This window comes from Legionella sp. PC997 (genome assembly GCF_014109825.1).
In the GTDB taxonomy this organism is placed as follows: domain Bacteria; phylum Pseudomonadota; class Gammaproteobacteria; order Legionellales; family Legionellaceae; genus Legionella.
Map to the genome: position 1 here is coordinate 2326186 of NZ_CP059576.1, position 16372 is coordinate 2342557.

Consider the following 16372-nt stretch of genomic DNA (forward strand, 5'->3'; position numbering starts at 1 on the left):
CAGCACTCATGCTAACATAGTTAATGCTTACCTAAACGATAGGTTTCATAGTGTTTTTCCAATATAGATTTTAGTTTCTCTTTATTATCCAAACCTAATTGGCGAACCAAACTTAAAGTAGATAATATATGGGATGCCTTAGCTTTGGTGGCTTTAAAAGGGACCTGTAAATGAGCATTCTTAGTATCGTCACTTTCGGTCAATAAAGTTTTTTTTGTAATTCCTTGCATATGTTTATTTTCCTGTTCTTTTCTTGGTAAGAAGTTTTTATCCTTTATTAAGCATCGTGTTATCTGATAATAAGTATTGAGTTGTTGGTATGTAAGTTTAATTTCAACAGTATTATTTGCATGATACATATCCATTGATTGATTTCGCATCAGCGAGGGATGATGTATTTTGGCTAATCCCATGATGTTCTTTTCTAACGAAGTCTCAGAGCTTTGAGGAAGCAATTTGTTCAACATATAATATCCAAATGGACGAACTGCATAGGTGTAAGGAACTAAAACGTAATAATAAAGAAAGGATCTCGCAATCGCATTAAATAAAAGATGGTGCGTTTTACGTTGATTATTGTCTTCTTCCGCAGAAACATATCGAAACTCGGTATCTGCAAATCCTGCATAATTTAAACAGTGATCGCAAAATGCATTAGGTCCTTGTTTGTCTTGTGGGGGTACAACTTGAAGAATCTCCCAATCCTTTTTCCAAATCCCAAAAGCTGAAACCGGATCATTACCTTGTTTTTGAACTACTACCCTAGGTTTATCTTTTAAGTCATCCCAATGATCATAGCTTCTTTTAAATAGAGGCTCATAAAGTCCAGGAGGATTTAAAGCATCCACCCGTGATAGCTTATAATTACCTTTATCGATAGCAAGCAATAGACTTAAAGCACCTCCCAAACTTACCCCACACACATGAATCGTGTTTTTCTGTTGGTTTAGCCACGTTCGTATTCTCTCTCGTCCACTACGATATAAAGAGAGACCAACCGTTTCAAATCCCATTGTGTCAGTCTTTACTTGGGTAAGAAAACCTTGTCCTGCAGGATAAGTAGTGCCCATAAAAATTAAATGGGATTCTGCTTTCTCATGGAAAAGGGGCTTAAGTCCATAAGCAAAAACACGGTCATTATCATAAGTAAAAAAACTCTTCCACCAACGTGGTTCTGTTAATTCAATGGGGGTAACTTGATATTCAACCAAGTCCCAATGTCCGTCAATACATTGAGGTAGGGTAATGGATTCATAGGGGGTTAAATCACCATAAGGAAGCATAGACAAACAGTTACTTAAATAGAGTTGTACCTGTTCCCCCTCTTCCCGACTTAAATTTTTGCCTTGCAATTGTTTAAAGAGTTCCAAAAACCCTTGTTGCATGGCGAAACGAACTTCTCTTAACAAAGCAGTGTCGCGTTGAAAGAAAAATGAATATAGGACAGCGGGGGTTAAAAATTGAGTCCAGGATTCAGTCCATCCCATAGTGAAAAAACGCAATATATTACGCGCTAAAATAGGAGCGTAGTCAGCACGATCCACTCCATCAAGCGATTCAAATTCTTGTGGGTCAACAAACTTTAGTTCTAAGCCCCCTTTAAAAACTGTTCCTTCAGACAAATTTATCTCCTCATCCCTAATAATCATAAAATGATATACCTAGTACAAAGAAGTCTAAATCGAGTACGAGTGCAACTATTTATGCTTGCCAATAGAATATTGAGTGTAGTATTTTTCTAAACTTGGCTTTAATTTTTTATTCTCAACTCCAAGTTGTTCCACTAAAGTTAAAGTATGTCGAATATGAGCTGCTTTGGCTCGGGTAACTCTAAAAGGCACTACCAAATCCTGATTTTGGGGCTCCGAGCATTCTTTTAGTAAGAATTTTTTAGTAACTCCATCAACATGTTTGCTTTTCTTTTCCTCGCCCGGCAAAAAATGTTTCCCTTTTACAAGACGACGCATCACATCATAATAGGTATGGATTTGTTGATAAGTCAAATCGACTTCTACAGCATTACTTTTATTATAAATATCCATAGTGGGATTACGAGCAAGAGAAGGATCGTGTAATTGAGCTAGTCCTTCCTTTCCAGCAAGCTCAGGTTGTGCTGACGATGCTTTTGAAATGCCATTTTTAGGAAAACAAAAGGAAGATATAAAAATACTAGCAAATAAACCTCCAACTATGCCCATAAAGGCAAGTAGTGGTAAAACACCGGCAACTGCAAGAGGGGCACACACTAAAATTCCTAATACAGGCACCGTAATTTTCCAGTTGTGCGCGAGAAAATAAAAAAGTGGCCGTACTAGATAAGTATAGGGAAGTAAGAATAGACCATAAATTAAACTTCTACCGAGATTATAGAGCCAAAAATTACGTGTTTTTCTTTTCGCATTATCCTCTTCTGCCTCAATGTAATCGAACTGTGTTTCGGCAAAGCCTGCATAATTTAAAAAATGGTCACAAAATCCATTAGGGCCTTTTTTGTCACTTGGCGGAGTGACTTGGATAATATACCAATCATCCTTCCAAACCCCAAAAGCTGAAACTGGATCATTTCCTTGTTTTTGTACGACAACTAGAGGTTTATCTTTTAATTTATCCCAATAATCATACTTTCGTTTGTTGGCATGAAGTCCTGCTGGGTTTAACGCATCAACCCTTGAAAGTTGATATTCTCCTCTATCAATAGCAAGCAATAAGCTTAAGGATCCTCCCAAACTTACTCCACATACATGTATCTTATTTTTTTGGGATTTCAGCCATTCGTGAATTCTCTTCCGCCCCATTTTATAAAGAGATTCGCCGACTGTTTCAGAGCCATTAGAATCAGTATTCACTTGAGGGATAAAACCTTGCCCCGCTGGGTAAGTTGTTCCCATAAAAATTAAATGCGACTCCGCATCTTTATGGAAAAGTGGTTCAAGTCCATAAGCAAATACACGATCGGTATCTTGAATAAAAAACCGCGCCCATCCTGAGCGTTTTGTTAATTCAATGGGTTTAACCTGGTACTCGATAAGCTCCCAATTTCCATTAATACATTGAGGGATTTTGATGGATTCATAAGGAGTTAAATCTCCATAAGGAAGTAATGTCAAACAATTACTTAAATAAAGATGAGCTTGTTCTTCTTGCTCTTTAGTTAATTGTTTATTTTTCAATTGCTCAAAAAGCTCAAAAAAGCCTTGCTGAAAAGCAAAACGTAATTCTCTTAATAATTCATGATCGCGTTTTACAAAAATGGCATGAGCCACTGAAGGAGTTAGAAATTCAGTCCACTGCTTCGTCCAGCCCATCATTAAAAAACGTACGGCATTGCGAGCAATAATAGAAGCCTGATTTTCTTGAGCCACCCCTTCTATGGGTTCAAAATTACTTTGTGAGGAAAAATTTAAATCTATTCCACCCTTAAAACTAGGTTTTATAGGCATATCTCACCTCTTAAATAACCACTGTGAGTAATGATCTTACCCCGTGAAGTAAAAAGAACGATCGAATTAAACACGTATTAAACGAAAATACGAACGTTCTTAATTCAGCTAGAAATAAATACTTATTATCATTTTTCTTGTTGCAATGAGGTCACAACAGCTGGACGTTCTGCAACAACTTTCATGAACTGTTCTAAATGTTTATACGACGAAAGATCTATTTTAAAATGATAAGACCAGCGCAGCACTACAAATAAATAAGCATCTGGCAGTGTAAAATCCTTGCCCATTAAATAGGGTCCTTTCGCAAGATGCTCGTTAACAAATTTTAGTTTCGTATTAACAAGCGACATAAACATGTTTTTTGTCTCTTCATTAAGATTTGGATTAAAAAACATACCTAGTGTCTTATGTAATTCGGTAGCAACATAATTAAGCCATTCAAGAGTATGGTATCTTCTTAAATCACCCACTGAAGCTAATAGTTTTTGACCTGGTGTACTATCTGCCAAATATTGTAAAATGACCTGATTTTCTGTAAGTATCTCTCCATTATCGAGATAAAGTGCGGGTACTGCACCTTTAGGATTAATTGCTAAATAATTTTCATCAGACTTCGTTTTTTTAGCTTTTAAATCAACCTCTTCATCCTGAAAAGTACGACCTAATTCATTAAGGATAATACGTGCCGCTAATGAACATGCTGATTTAGCATAATAAAGTTTCATATCCACTCCTTTGATTCATTGTCAATTATCAAGGTTACAATTTCTCAGCTCAGATAATAGCTTGGGTAAAGCGGGGAAAAACCCAGCTTTAAAAATAAGTTCCCGTTCCGTCTCGCTTTACCTAGGCTACTCTGATGGGTTTCGATAAGAAACCCCCTAGAATTATCTATAATAATCTTTTTAGATTCACAATAGAACACCCAATATACTCGCTAACTACTTAGTTCAGGTGTTTTATTTTTTTGAAGCTCTTCTTCAAGTTGATTTATCAGTTTCATAGTGGACGATTGTCGTTTAATAAAAGGAAGATCATCCCAAAAGTATGTTTTTCTCAAAACTTGTAAATCACCTTTATTTTGATCTTTCCAAGTCCGGATATATATCAATAATTGCTCTATAGATGAACTTTTACTGGGTCCCACTATGTCTAAATATAATTCTTTGAGTCTCAAGAATTTCTTCTGAGTACTAGAAGAGTTAGGCTCCAGGAGTAGCATATTTTCCATTCTTGAGTACAGCATTGTAATTACTTTCTTCTTTGTGTTATTTGATTCATCGATGGTTACTGGGGGTGGTGGAAGTACATAGTATGGGATTCTTTTACAAGGCTTCCCATATTCCAACACCGTTTCACAAGGTAAATCCATAAAAAAGATAGATGAAACCAAAGAAGATACTGGGGCATGCCGAATTGTCTCAAGAAGCGCTATTGCCGAATGTCTACATGTATTACCAATATGTAACTCACTAATACTCGCTTTTATTTTATTTAAACGATCGTTCGGAATTGGTTTTACATCGGGGGAGGATTCAATTTTCGTGCTAGTTAATTTTAATGTGACTTCATCCCCGCTTGTTGAGTCGGGCTTGTAATATTCAAATTCGTTATGGGCGCGCAAACTTTCTAATATGCTGACAAACTCGAGATATTGTTCATAGGATATATCGTACGCTTGATAACTAATTCGATCCCTTTGTATTTTTTTTCGAAAGATCCCTTCATCCGTTAATTGTCCCCTATTCTTAAAAAAAAGAGAATTGCATAGGAAACCCATTTGCCTAAAATAATCTGCATTTATAGTCTGAACATGGCCTCCATTAGAGTTAATTATTTGAAGAACTTGCTCAGCACTTAGATGTAATCGGGCAGCTTTCTGCGGGTTAATTTGATTTATATTTGTATTCAGTTCATCATAGTCAGCAATATTTACTTCTTCAGCATACGGTACTTTTTTAGTTTTTGCTCCATCGGTGTCTTTTCCATTTTCAGTAATCTTTACTACTTTTTGGTGAACGTAATACAACTTTTGGATACCTTGATCCTGACAATATATATAGTCGTATTTATATGCTGTGAGATCTTTTGGTAGTTGAGGCATTAAATGAAGGTCACACTTCGCCCCACTGGGATAACCAAACTTACCTACGCGGCAAAGTAAACGACGGACTTTATTTTGGTCATATACTCCCAGCATTAGAAAAGCATGCGGTCCTTGTTTGTTAATTGAAATAAAAAAATGATCCGTTTTTTTATTAACTTTTAGCAAATCAGGCGGTGGGCTATTTTTTGACATAATCATTATCTTTTGAACTTAGAGCGCAAATTGTATCACATGAAATGTACGCAAACCAACTAGAATCGAATTTATAATAAAAGGTAACGGTTTTATCGGTGAAATTAGAATGAGCCCCTTCTAAATGGAAGCGAAGGAGCAAAGAGGATTACTCAAGACATGCACTGTAATTCGGGGTAATTTTGCAAAATTACTTTATACAAATCCCGGTTTGCTTTAATAATCTCGTCACCGAGTTTAGACTGAGGATTTCCCTCCCCTCCCTTACCATTTAAAGCAACCACGGTAGTCACATTATTGCAGGGTTGCCAAAAATACATGACCCGAAACCCTAAGGTACTGCCTTTATACACCCAAAAACGTTGCTTCAGATCTTTATCGTAAAGATATCCCACACCCAAGCCAAATCCAGAAGGATCGTTTTCTGTCACTGTAGGAATAGTTTTTCCTGTTTTCATTGATACAACGGACTCTAATTCGGCTAGAATCCGCTCTCTGAAAATCGGCTTAATTAATGTGCCATGATAAAGCTGTTGAACCCACCGAGCGACATCTTCAGTTGTACCCACAATGGCACCCGCAGCTCCAGCCCAAGAGAGATCATTACTTAAAGTATCAATTAGTTTATTCTCTGTTTCATCATAAAAATATCCATGAACTCTTCGAGCCTCAATCGATTTTCCTAGAGACTGACCATCAGGCCCAGCCAAATAAAACATATCATTTAAACCGTTTTGAGAATTAAGAATTCGCAATTTTAATTGGTTGGCAAATGTATCATTGGTTACTTTTTCTATAACTAAAGCAGCTAAAATATAATTAGAGTTTGAATATTCAAAAAGATTTCCCTTTTTCGTCTCAAGTGGTTTTTCCGGATGGGCATACTTAAGTAACTCTTCATCCGTCCAAACAGCATCCAAATGAGACTCCATTTTCTTAGAAAATTCATCATCTGCAGAGTAATTGGGGATCCTGCTGGTCATGTTTAATAGCTGTCTTAAAGTGACATTTTTCCAATTAGGATATTGTGGTAACCATGTTCCTAAATGATCATCTAAAGACAATTTATTTTCAGTTTGCAATTGCAGAATAATCAACGCCGTAAATGATTTAGTAATACTACCAATATCAAATAAATTGCTTGGAGTAATAGGTTGGGATAGAGGAGGATATCCCATAGTCCCGTGCACCACCGTTTTGATTTCTTTTTGGTAATTGGTTTGATTCTGAGGAATTAAAACAGAGGCTGCAATAGCAGTGAATTTTTCTTTTTGATTGTACTTTGTATAATAATCATCGATTACGTTCTGTAATTGAGCTGTAATATTAGAAGTTGCCTCTGAAGCTGCGAACAATATTGGCGAAATCAAAGAAGGAATTAAGCCTAACCCCAGGAGTATTGATTTTAATTTCATAAGATACCATCCTTGTTACATAAAAAATTTCTCTCCTATTAATTCAGTATGTGATTTAATACGAGCTTGCATCTGCAGGTTAATATTCTAAATCAACCTGCAGTCCATAAGTGGTTATCAGCTAGTTGCCTGTGCTCTAATTTTTAACTGTTCTAAGGCATTGTTGAGACGGGTTAATGCCCTTTCTTTGCCTAATAAAGTTAATGTCATATCAATAGATGGTGACATACTCGAGCCAGTTACGGCTACTCGTAAAGGTTGGGCTATCTTCCCCATATTGATATCAAATTTTGCACTGACATCGTTAATGCATTCTTGCAAATGATCTTTTTCCCAGGAACTTATCTTGTGCAACTGCTCATAAAGTGCGGTCAATGGCTCCAGAATCACCGGACGTAAATGCTTTTTTACCGCAGCTTCATCGTACTCAATCGAATCAGTGAAAAAGTATAAACTCATTTGACACATTTCATTCAAGTTTTTGCACCGCTCAGCTTGAATAGAAACCAAATCAGTCAATTTAGGTCCATTGGATATATCAATTCCCGCCTGCTCAAAATGCCAACGCAAGGACTCAGCAACATCCTCAACTGGATCATTTTTTTGATAATGTTGATTTAACCAATATAATTTCTCATAGTTGAAACTGGAAACACCACGACTTACATTTTTTAAATCAAAGCGCTCGATCATTTCATTAATGCTGAAAATTTCCTGATCCCCATAAGACCAGCCTAAACGAACTAAATAATTTAACAACGCATGGGGTAAAACACCTAATTCTTTAAATTGCAATACACTGACAGCACCATGCCTTTTAGACAAACGTTTACCATCTTCCCCTAAAATCATAGGCAAGTGAGCGAATACGGGGATAGAAGCGTTCAATGCCTGAAACAGATTAATTTGTCGTGGGGTATTGTTAATGTGATCATCCCCGCGAATTACATGGGTAATGTTCATGTCCGCATCATCGATAACCACAGCAAAATTATAGGTTGGATGGCCATCAGAACGCACCAAAATCAAATCATCCAACTCATTATTGGCTACATGAATTTCGCCATATACTTCATCGTGAAAGGATACAGTTCCGTGCTCCGGATTTTTAAAACGGATTACAAAAGGCTTATCCGATAAAGGCAAATTTTTATCTCGACAATGGCCATCATAACGAGGTTTTTCTTTGGCAGCTAATTGTTCCGTTCGTAACGCTTCCAAACGTTCTTTGCTGCATTCACAACGATAAGCTTTTCCTTCATCCAAAAATTGTTGCGCCACCTGGTTGTATCGCTCATAACGCGCCGTTTGATAATAAGGACCTTCAGCATAATCCATACCCAACCAAGCCATACCATCTAGAATAGCTTGCACCGATTCTTGAGTAGAACGTTCCTGATCGGTGTCCTCTATGCGCAAAATAAATTCACCATGATGGCGTTTTGCATAAAGCCATGAAAATAAAGCAGTTCTTACCCCACCTACATGTAAAAATCCAGTTGGGCTTGGTGCAAATCGGGTTCTAACAGTCATAATCTGTTCCACATTGTAAGGAATAAAATAATCGGGCTATAATAACTGACTTTGCAGCCTGGGTGAAGCAAGTCACTTGATATTGTACAATCATTTCAGGTTACACTATGCCCTACTCAGGCTAAAATATAAGTATTACTCGAACTATTGGTGAGTTATCTTGAAACGCATTGGTATTAAGTATCAACTGAGAATTACCACCCTCATTCCAGCCTTTCTAGTCGCCCTGCTCCTCGCTATTTTTTATAATGGACTATTTGGTAATGACTTAAAGCAACACATGTCCCGATTAGGAGAAGCGTATATCCGCCAACTATTACCTGCAGCACAATATGCTATGCTGCGGCGTGATGATCGTACTTTACAGGGTTTAATTAATGCATCCACCATTAATCCCGAAGTAATCGCACTTGCCTTTTACAGTAGTGATGGACAATTACTTGCATATCGCGGTGGAAAACACTCTTTGAATAAACCGTTTAATCCCCCTAAATTCACGGGAGATTACATTGAAAGCAAACAAATAAATCCTTTTACGATTAATTTTATTGCACCCGTTACTATTCCAAAATTCAATCTTTATTCCAGCTCCCCTCTCAAGAAGCTCTTAAGCCCCATGGCCACACGGGCGGATGACATTCTAGGATGGTTATCCATCGATATTGATACGCGTTCTATGATAATAAAACGCTATCAAATGCTCATCGTTACCATCTTTATTACCTTATTTGGTTTGCTAATGGGACTAACCATTCACTATTTTCTTTCCAAACGTATTTATTTACCTATTTCCCGTTTACGTCGAAGTATGAAGCAAATTTTACGGAATGAATTTGAAACCGAAATTAAAACAACAAGTCCAGGTGAGTTAGGCATTATTGAGCAAGGTTGTGCTCATCTGCAAAAAAAATACCTCGAAACAATCCGGGATTTGAATCAACATATTGAAGTTGCTACTGAAGATTTACAACAAAGTCTCGAACTGCTGGAAGAAAAAAATATTGAACTCTCACTTGAAAAGAAGAAAATTGAAGAAAAAAGCCGGCAAAAATCAGAATTTATTGCCAATATGAGCCATGAAATCCGTACACCGATGAATGGAGTAATTGGATTCACCAATGTTTTATTGGAAAGCAAGCTTGATCCATTACAATTGGATTATGTAAAAACGATCAAAGCCTCTGCCCAAGATTTATTAGGAATAATTAACGACATTCTTGATTTTTCCAAAATCGATGCCGGAAAGCTTCATCTAGATTGCATTCCGTTAAATATTCGTCACTGTATTGATGAAGTTCTTACTCTTGCAGCGCCCACTGCTCATAAAAAGGGAATTGATTTAATTCCTATAACCGATGTCAATGTACCCAAAATTATTTTAGGCGATCCTTTTAGGATCAAGCAATTTATTACTAATTTGGTGACCAATGCGGTTAAATTTACCGATCATGGTTATGTGTTAGTTCGCACAAAAGTAGAGCAAGAAACTGATAAGGATTACACTTTAAGTATCACAATTACCGATACAGGTCTGGGTATTTCTCCTGAGGATCAAAGTAAACTATTTACAGCCTTTAACCAGGCAGATACAAGCATTACGCGTCGATATGGCGGCTCGGGTCTTGGTTTGGTTATTTGCAAAAAACTTTGTGAAGAAATGCATGGCCGTATTTCTTTTACCAGTGAACTCAATAAAGGCTCAAGCTTTACTGCTCAGGTCAAAGTTGAAAAGCTGGCTGCTTATGAAATAGAAAAAAATCAAATACACCCTTTCGCTCAGTTTAAAATGTTGTGCTTTGATGATAATTCCCTGCATTTAGAAGCGCTTTGTAATGGTTTAGGTTATTGGGGAATACAATGTGTCGCGGTCAACTCCTTTAATCGTCTTGCGAAGGCTCTGGAGAATAACAAAGACTGTAAAATTGCATTTCTCAATATTAACAAAGGCTATGAACAAAAAATTGGCAAACTAATCTCAGAAAATAATTATTTCCCCTATGTATTGGTTTCTAAATGGCTTATTAATGATTATACCGCGCTTGGAGCTCAAGGATTTTTATATAAGCCAATTAGTATTCAAAAACTTCAAGATGTAATTGAATCGCTTACCAGCTTAGAAAATGTTGAAAAACCAACAAATCATGAATTAGATAGCCTAAGGGAGCAACTACGTTTTATGCGGCTTAATTTGCTCATTGCAGAAGATAACCCAGTGAACAAAATGCTTCTTAACTCGCTATTAGGTACTCATGCAGACATGACTGCGGTAGACGACGGTGAGATGGCTGTCTCGGCTTGTAATGACAAAAAGTTTGATCTCATTTTACTTGACTTACAAATGCCTAAAATAAATGGATTAGAAGCGTCTCGGCTCATTCGTCAAAAATCACAACTTAATCGGCATACCCCCATTGTTTTAATCAGTGCAAATGGAAGAGATGTGAATAGTATTGACTTGAAAAAATCGGGCGTCGATTTTTGTTTGCAAAAACCTATTGATGAAAAACAATTACTCACCCAAATCATTCGAATCGCCGATAAAGCAAAACATGCTGCGATTGATTGGCAATTATGCGTACAGAAAGTTTCAGGAAATCAAGCGTTGGCAGAAGAGTTTCTTGCGCGCTTTGTGGAAGAATTACATCAGAACCGAGAAGAATTCATTCAATTAATGCATGATAAAAACATTAAAAAATTAGGAGAAGCGGCTCATAAACTTCATGGAGCATGTTGTTTTTCCGGCGTGCCCACATTACAGAAAAAAGTAGTTCATGTAGAAAAACTGGCTGCACATGCTGCTTCAATTGAAGAGTTGGCTACTCCTTTTGCCGAATTAATTCAGAGTATTGATGCAGTGATAAATGAATATGAAAATCAAAAAATAAGAATTTAAAAGTTTACTTGTCTCATTTGACGTTCATAGAAGTAAATGGAGATAAGCGATGACCTTTAACCAGGAGAAAGAATGACTATAAAAAATGCGATATATGCTCAATCTGGTGGTGTAACAGCTGTGATTAATGCCTCTGCATGTGGTGTGCTGCAAACTGCTCGGTTATATCCTCAACACATAGGCAAAGTATACGCCGCTAAAAATGGAATTATCGGTGCCTTACACGAAGAACTTATTGATACATCCCTTGAGAGTGATGCCGATATTGCCAAATTATTGCAAACACCTTCTGGAGCATTCGGTTCCTGTCGTTACAAACTTAAAGATGAAGGTGCAGAATATGAGCGTCTGATTGAAGTATTTAAAGCCCATAATATAGGTTATTTTTTCTATAATGGTGGTGGGGATTCACAGGATACAGCTCATAAGATATCGCAATTAGGGACAAAAATGGGATACCCAATTACATGCATTGGAATACCCAAAACCGTTGATAATGATCTTCCTTATACCGATGCTTGCCCAGGGTTTGGTTCGGTCGCCAAATATGTAGCTATTTCAACCAAAGAGGCAGGTTTTGATGTGGCTTCTATGGCTGCCTCATCGACCAAAGTTTTTATTCTTGAAGTGATGGGACGTCATGCAGGATGGATTGCCGCAGCAAGCGGATTGGCCAGTCAACAACCTGATGAGCCTCCCCACATTATTTTATTGCCTGAAGTCCCTTTCCAACAGGCAAAATTCCTGAGTAAGGTTGATGAATGTGTCAAAACATATGGTTATTGTGTCATTGTCGTGTCAGAAGGAATTCGTAACACAGAAGGTAAATTCTTAAGTGATGCAGGACTTCGTGATGCATTCGGACATGCTCAATTAGGTGGTGTAGCACCAGTCATCGCTCAGCTCATAAAAACTGAACTCAATTATAAATACCACTGGGCCGTTGCAGATTATTTACAACGTGCTGCTCGTCATATCGCTTCAAAAGTGGATCTAGAACAAGCCTATGCGCTTGGCAAAGCTGCAGTAGAATATGCAATAAAAGGTGATAATGCCATCATGCCCATCATTATCCGTGAGCAAGATGAGCCCTACAAATGGTCTATTGGACAAGTTCCATTGGCTAAGGTCGCAAACCAAGAAAAAGCGATGCCAGCAGAATATATCGGAACTGATGGTATGAGTATTACTGATGCGTGTAGAAAATACTTGTCTCCCTTAATTCAAGGAGAAGCATACCCGGACTACATTAATGGGTTACCTGATTATGTTCGTTTGAAAAATCAATTAGTCCCCAAAGTACTTAAATAAATTAAAAGAAAGCCTGGGTGTAGCAACAGCTAAGTCCAGGTTGTCTTATATTTGAATTGATCCGCTTTACAATCCCGTACCCTATCTAATAATTTATTAACTAGTCTCATTCTTAAATTAAGCAACCAACCATCACATCTGCTACAATTAAAATAAAGGCGAGTAAAGAGGACTTCCTTTTTTAGCCAGGGCAGGTTGTATTTGGCCTAAATGAGTTGTAAATTATTGATAAATGGCATTTTATTTGCATATTTATCGTTGTACCAATCATTAGGAGCAGATAATGAAAGAAAAAGGCTTTACTTTAATTGAATTAATGATAGTGGTAGCAATAGTTGGTATTCTTGCAGCAATTGCTATCCCTGCATATCAGGATTACGTCGTTAGAGCTCGTGTGACAGAAGGATTAAGTCTCGCCTCCTCCGCAAAGACTACGATCTCTGAAAATGCTTCAACTGGGTCTGCTGCCTTGGACTTAGGTTGGAGTGCACCCCCAGCTACAGCGAGTGTTGCAAGTGTTGCTGTTACACCAGCTACTGGTGTAATCACTGTCACTTATACCGCTCTAGCTAATAACGTTGTCTTAACTTTAACTCCTACAGCGAATGGGAACCCTCTGGTTGCCGGTACACCACCCACTGCACCAATTACCTGGGCTTGTGCGGTGAATAATGCCGCCAATAACCGATACGTTCCTGCAAACTGCAGAATTTAATAGTATCTTGTTTAAAAAGCCGCTTGATGGCGGCTTTTTTATTATAATTAACTAAGAGTTGTATATGTCACGTAAGAATCGGATTGTAGAATTAGTAAATCAAGAATTGGTTCCTGTTTATTTAGATGTCGAAGATGAATCAGCGAATCATCATGTTCCTGAAGGGGCGCAAACTCATTTTAAGCTGACTGTTGTTTCTTCTCGATTTATTGATTTATCGCGAGTTGCACGACATAGAATGTTAAATCAATTGCTCAAAGAAGAATTTGATCATGGATTACATGCCTTAAGTATGCATTTATTTACTCCAGATGAATGGGAACGCAGAGGAAACATTGTTTTGATTTCCCCAGTATGTAAAGGTGGTTTTAATAAAGAAAATAAAAATCCGTAATTGTTTTAAGTACTCTTTAACGTCAAAATGAAAACGGCATATTTTTTGCTTTTTATTCATGAGGTTAGGAAACCTATTTTATAATCTAAAAGGATTGAAAATGAAAATAGAAGCATACAAAGCACAATTTTTCGAATTTACCGTACAAGCTATGAAATTACGCGATCATTGCAAATCAAAAAATGATTTACACCAAAAAATAACGAGGCTAAGCGGTAAAGCCGTGGAATTTTATAAAGAGAACAGCGATCACAGAGAATCCGATTATCAATTAAAAATAGAAATTTTTCTCGAATTCGATAATCATTTAAAAACCATTAAAAGAGAGTGTTTATCTCCATCCAAAGAGAAAGGGAAATTCTTTGCACGTCCCAAACAAATAAAGGTGGATGAGTCTAATGAGAAAGTGTCCAGTTTGGGCCACTCCATAACTCTATAATTTTAAAGATTATCGACAGGTTTTTAGCTATTGATACAACTTAAATTTTAACCGTCAAAAACCTGTCTCTAGGAATATGATAAAAAAGATTCCACTTGTTCTGTGAAGATATAATATCTTCAGGAGTCGCTTACTTTACATAAAAGTAACAAAGGTTAACTCTTTATGATAAAATAAACAGTAACGTCCTTCACCAACTTCCTATATAATGCCTTGCATTTTAATAAGTCGTTTTAATTAATGAACAATTGGTCTTCTGAAAAAATATCTGTATTTGCTTTAATCTTACTCATTACGGGTGCAATTGACAGCATTAGAAATCTGCCGGGTACTGCCCTATTTGGCTCTTCATTAATTTTTTTCTTTATCTTTTCAGCAATTGTTTTTTTAATTCCTGTTGCGTTAGTAGCTGCTGAATTATCCTCTACATGGTCTGATGAAGAAGGTGGAATTTATAGTTGGGTAAAACATGCGTATGGCGAAAACTTAGCTTTTTTTACTATTTGGTTGCAATGGATCAATACATTAGTCTGGTACCCAACTATTTTATCCTTTATCGCAGGGGTGTTAGCTTATTTAATCAATCCTGAATTAGCCCAAAATAAATACTATCTCATCACAGTGATCTTAGTAATATTTTGGTCATTAACCCTAATCGCTTTATCTGGCTTACGCGCCTCAGCACACTTTGCTGGTCTTTGTGCCATATTGGGAATGATACTTCCTATGGGCTTTATTATTGTTTTAGCACTGATTTGGGTCCTTAAAGGAAATCCTATCGCAATAGATATGAGTTTTTCTCATTTAATACCGCACTGGAAAGACAGTCAATCCTGGGTATCGCTCACCGCAATTATGACTTCGTTCTTGGGTATGGAACTGGCTGCAGTTCATGTTCGTAACGTACATAAGCCACAAACTAATTTTCCGCGGGCAATGTTTTTCTCTGTGCTGCTCATTTTAACCACGATGATTTTTGGTTCTTTAGCTATCGCTTTCGTTCTCCCAAAAGAAAAAATTAGTCTAATTGATGGGGTACTCCAAGCCTTTAATAACTTTTTTCAAGCTTATAATCTAGAATGGCTGTTGCCAATTCTTATCGCATTACTCCTATTAGGAAGTTTAGGAAGTATGATTAATTGGATCATATCACCTGCTAAAGGTCTACTGATGGCAGCCAATCATAATTTTCTTCCCAAGTTTATGTGTCAATTAAATAAACGAGGCATGCCTTCGCGAATATTAATTATGCAGGCTATTTTAGTAACCCTTTTATGCAGTGGTTTTCTCCTATTTCCTAGTGTCAATGCCATCTATTGGTTATTTACTGCTCTAAGTACCGAACTCTACATCATGATGTATGTTCTCATGTTTATTGCAGCTTGGAAATTAAAAAGCAAGTACGCCCACCTTGAAAGACCTTTTGCGATCCCAGGGAAAAAATTAGGTTATTATTTGACATGTATTTTAGGCTTATGTGGATGTAGTATGACCCTAATCGTAGGTTTCATCCCGCCCGTAGAATTTATGAACTTTGGTAGTGCCGCTCACTTTCGCCTGGTTTTTTCTTTAGGAATCCTCATGATGATGATCCCCGCATTTATACTGTACTGGCGTAAAAGATTTCTCACTAATCATAAGACGGGCGTGGTTAATGCGGAATCGGGTTTGAGATAGGATAAAAACCCACTCCGGTTCCGCTACGCTCCACCCATGCGACTTTATTCCTTTGTTATAGCTCATCCTTTTCTTCTAAGGGTATAACTCGAGCCTCATGCTCTAACATAACTGGAATATCATCGTGAATAGGAAAAGCCAGTCGATCAAATTTACAAATAAGTTCTTGCTTCTTTAGCAATAACTTTCCCTTACATAAAGGACACACTAATATTTCCAATAATTTTTTATCCACAAAATTTCTCCTATGAGC

The 16372-nt window shown here is 37.2% G+C and carries 13 protein-coding genes; 6 read left to right on the top strand and 7 right to left on the bottom strand.

Annotated elements, in window-relative coordinates; all coding sequences use genetic code 11:
• Positions 1-20: 20 nt before the first annotated feature.
• The 6 genes from HBNCFIEN_RS10000 to gltX all read right to left on the bottom strand — a co-directional run bounded on the left by HBNCFIEN_RS10000 (position 21) and on the right by gltX (position 8690).
• On the bottom strand, positions 21-1649 hold the full coding sequence (locus tag HBNCFIEN_RS10000) for a hypothetical protein (RefSeq protein WP_182390954.1): 1629 nt from the start codon (positions 1647-1649) through the stop codon (positions 21-23).
• Positions 1650-1697: 48 nt separating this feature from the next.
• On the bottom strand, positions 1698-3440 hold the full coding sequence (locus HBNCFIEN_RS10005; protein WP_182390955.1) for a hypothetical protein: 1743 nt from the start codon (positions 3438-3440) through the stop codon (positions 1698-1700).
• 128 nt (positions 3441-3568) lie between these two features.
• On the bottom strand, positions 3569-4168 hold the full coding sequence (gstA, locus tag HBNCFIEN_RS10010) for a glutathione transferase GstA (protein ID WP_182390956.1): 600 nt from the start codon (positions 4166-4168) through the stop codon (positions 3569-3571).
• Positions 4169-4380: 212 nt separating this feature from the next.
• Positions 4381-5742, bottom strand: coding sequence for a hypothetical protein (locus HBNCFIEN_RS10015; protein WP_182393730.1), 1362 nt, complete (start codon positions 5740-5742; stop codon positions 4381-4383).
• A gap of 152 nt (positions 5743-5894) precedes the next feature.
• Positions 5895-7157, bottom strand: a complete 1263-nt coding sequence (locus tag HBNCFIEN_RS10020; RefSeq protein ID WP_182390957.1) for a serine hydrolase — start codon at positions 7155-7157, stop codon at positions 5895-5897.
• Between the two features lie 117 nt (positions 7158-7274).
• On the bottom strand, positions 7275-8690 hold the full coding sequence (gene gltX / locus HBNCFIEN_RS10025) for a glutamate--tRNA ligase (protein WP_182390958.1): 1416 nt from the start codon (positions 8688-8690) through the stop codon (positions 7275-7277).
• 157 nt (positions 8691-8847) lie between these two features.
• On the opposite strand from gltX, the gene letS reads away from it, so the two are divergent.
• The 6 genes from letS to HBNCFIEN_RS10055 all read left to right on the top strand — a co-directional run bounded on the left by letS (position 8848) and on the right by HBNCFIEN_RS10055 (position 16119).
• Positions 8848-11583: a two-component system sensor histidine kinase LetS gene (gene letS, locus HBNCFIEN_RS10030; RefSeq protein ID WP_182393670.1), complete on the top strand. Its 2736-nt coding sequence runs from the start codon at positions 8848-8850 to the stop codon at positions 11581-11583.
• Between the two features lie 72 nt (positions 11584-11655).
• Complete coding sequence (locus HBNCFIEN_RS10035; RefSeq protein ID WP_182390959.1) at positions 11656-12894, top strand: 6-phosphofructokinase; 1239 nt, start codon at positions 11656-11658, stop codon at positions 12892-12894.
• Between the two features lie 283 nt (positions 12895-13177).
• Positions 13178-13609 (top strand): pilin, encoded by a 432-nt coding sequence (locus HBNCFIEN_RS10040; protein ID WP_304599254.1) that lies wholly within the window; start codon positions 13178-13180, stop codon positions 13607-13609.
• A 64-nt stretch (positions 13610-13673) separates the two neighbouring features.
• Positions 13674-14003, top strand: a complete 330-nt coding sequence (locus HBNCFIEN_RS10045; RefSeq protein ID WP_182390960.1) for a BolA family transcriptional regulator — start codon at positions 13674-13676, stop codon at positions 14001-14003.
• A gap of 100 nt (positions 14004-14103) precedes the next feature.
• Positions 14104-14442: a hypothetical protein gene (locus tag HBNCFIEN_RS10050; RefSeq protein ID WP_182390961.1), complete on the top strand. Its 339-nt coding sequence runs from the start codon at positions 14104-14106 to the stop codon at positions 14440-14442.
• Positions 14443-14682: 240 nt separating this feature from the next.
• Positions 14683-16119, top strand: a complete 1437-nt coding sequence (locus HBNCFIEN_RS10055; protein ID WP_182390962.1) for an APC family permease — start codon at positions 14683-14685, stop codon at positions 16117-16119.
• A gap of 55 nt (positions 16120-16174) precedes the next feature.
• Here the strand turns inward: HBNCFIEN_RS10055 and HBNCFIEN_RS10060 are convergent, their stop codons facing one another.
• Entirely contained in the window at positions 16175-16354 is a 180-nt protein-coding gene (locus tag HBNCFIEN_RS10060) for a Trm112 family protein (RefSeq protein WP_182390963.1), read from the bottom strand.
• Positions 16355-16372 lie beyond the last annotated feature (18 nt).

Excerpts from the sequence above, each read along its gene's own strand:
- HBNCFIEN_RS10035 (WP_182390959.1), top strand. The coding sequence starts at position 11,656 with ATGACTATAAAAAATGCGATATATGCTCAATCTGGTGGTGTAACAGCT.
- HBNCFIEN_RS10000 (WP_182390954.1), bottom strand. The coding sequence starts at position 1,649 with ATGATTATTAGGGATGAGGAGATAAATTTGTCTGAAGGAACAGTTTTT.
- gltX (WP_182390958.1), bottom strand. The coding sequence starts at position 8,690 with ATGACTGTTAGAACCCGATTTGCACCAAGCCCAACTGGATTTTTACAT.
- HBNCFIEN_RS10050 (WP_182390961.1), top strand. The coding sequence starts at position 14,104 with ATGAAAATAGAAGCATACAAAGCACAATTTTTCGAATTTACCGTACAA.
- HBNCFIEN_RS10020 (WP_182390957.1), bottom strand. The coding sequence starts at position 7,157 with ATGAAATTAAAATCAATACTCCTGGGGTTAGGCTTAATTCCTTCTTTG.
- HBNCFIEN_RS10015 (WP_182393730.1), bottom strand. The coding sequence starts at position 5,742 with ATGTCAAAAAATAGCCCACCGCCTGATTTGCTAAAAGTTAATAAAAAA.
- HBNCFIEN_RS10045 (WP_182390960.1), top strand. The coding sequence starts at position 13,674 with ATGTCACGTAAGAATCGGATTGTAGAATTAGTAAATCAAGAATTGGTT.
- HBNCFIEN_RS10055 (WP_182390962.1), top strand. The coding sequence starts at position 14,683 with ATGAACAATTGGTCTTCTGAAAAAATATCTGTATTTGCTTTAATCTTA.
- gstA (WP_182390956.1), bottom strand. The coding sequence starts at position 4,168 with ATGAAACTTTATTATGCTAAATCAGCATGTTCATTAGCGGCACGTATT.
- HBNCFIEN_RS10040 (WP_304599254.1), top strand. The coding sequence starts at position 13,178 with ATGAAAGAAAAAGGCTTTACTTTAATTGAATTAATGATAGTGGTAGCA.
- HBNCFIEN_RS10005 (WP_182390955.1), bottom strand. The coding sequence starts at position 3,440 with ATGCCTATAAAACCTAGTTTTAAGGGTGGAATAGATTTAAATTTTTCC.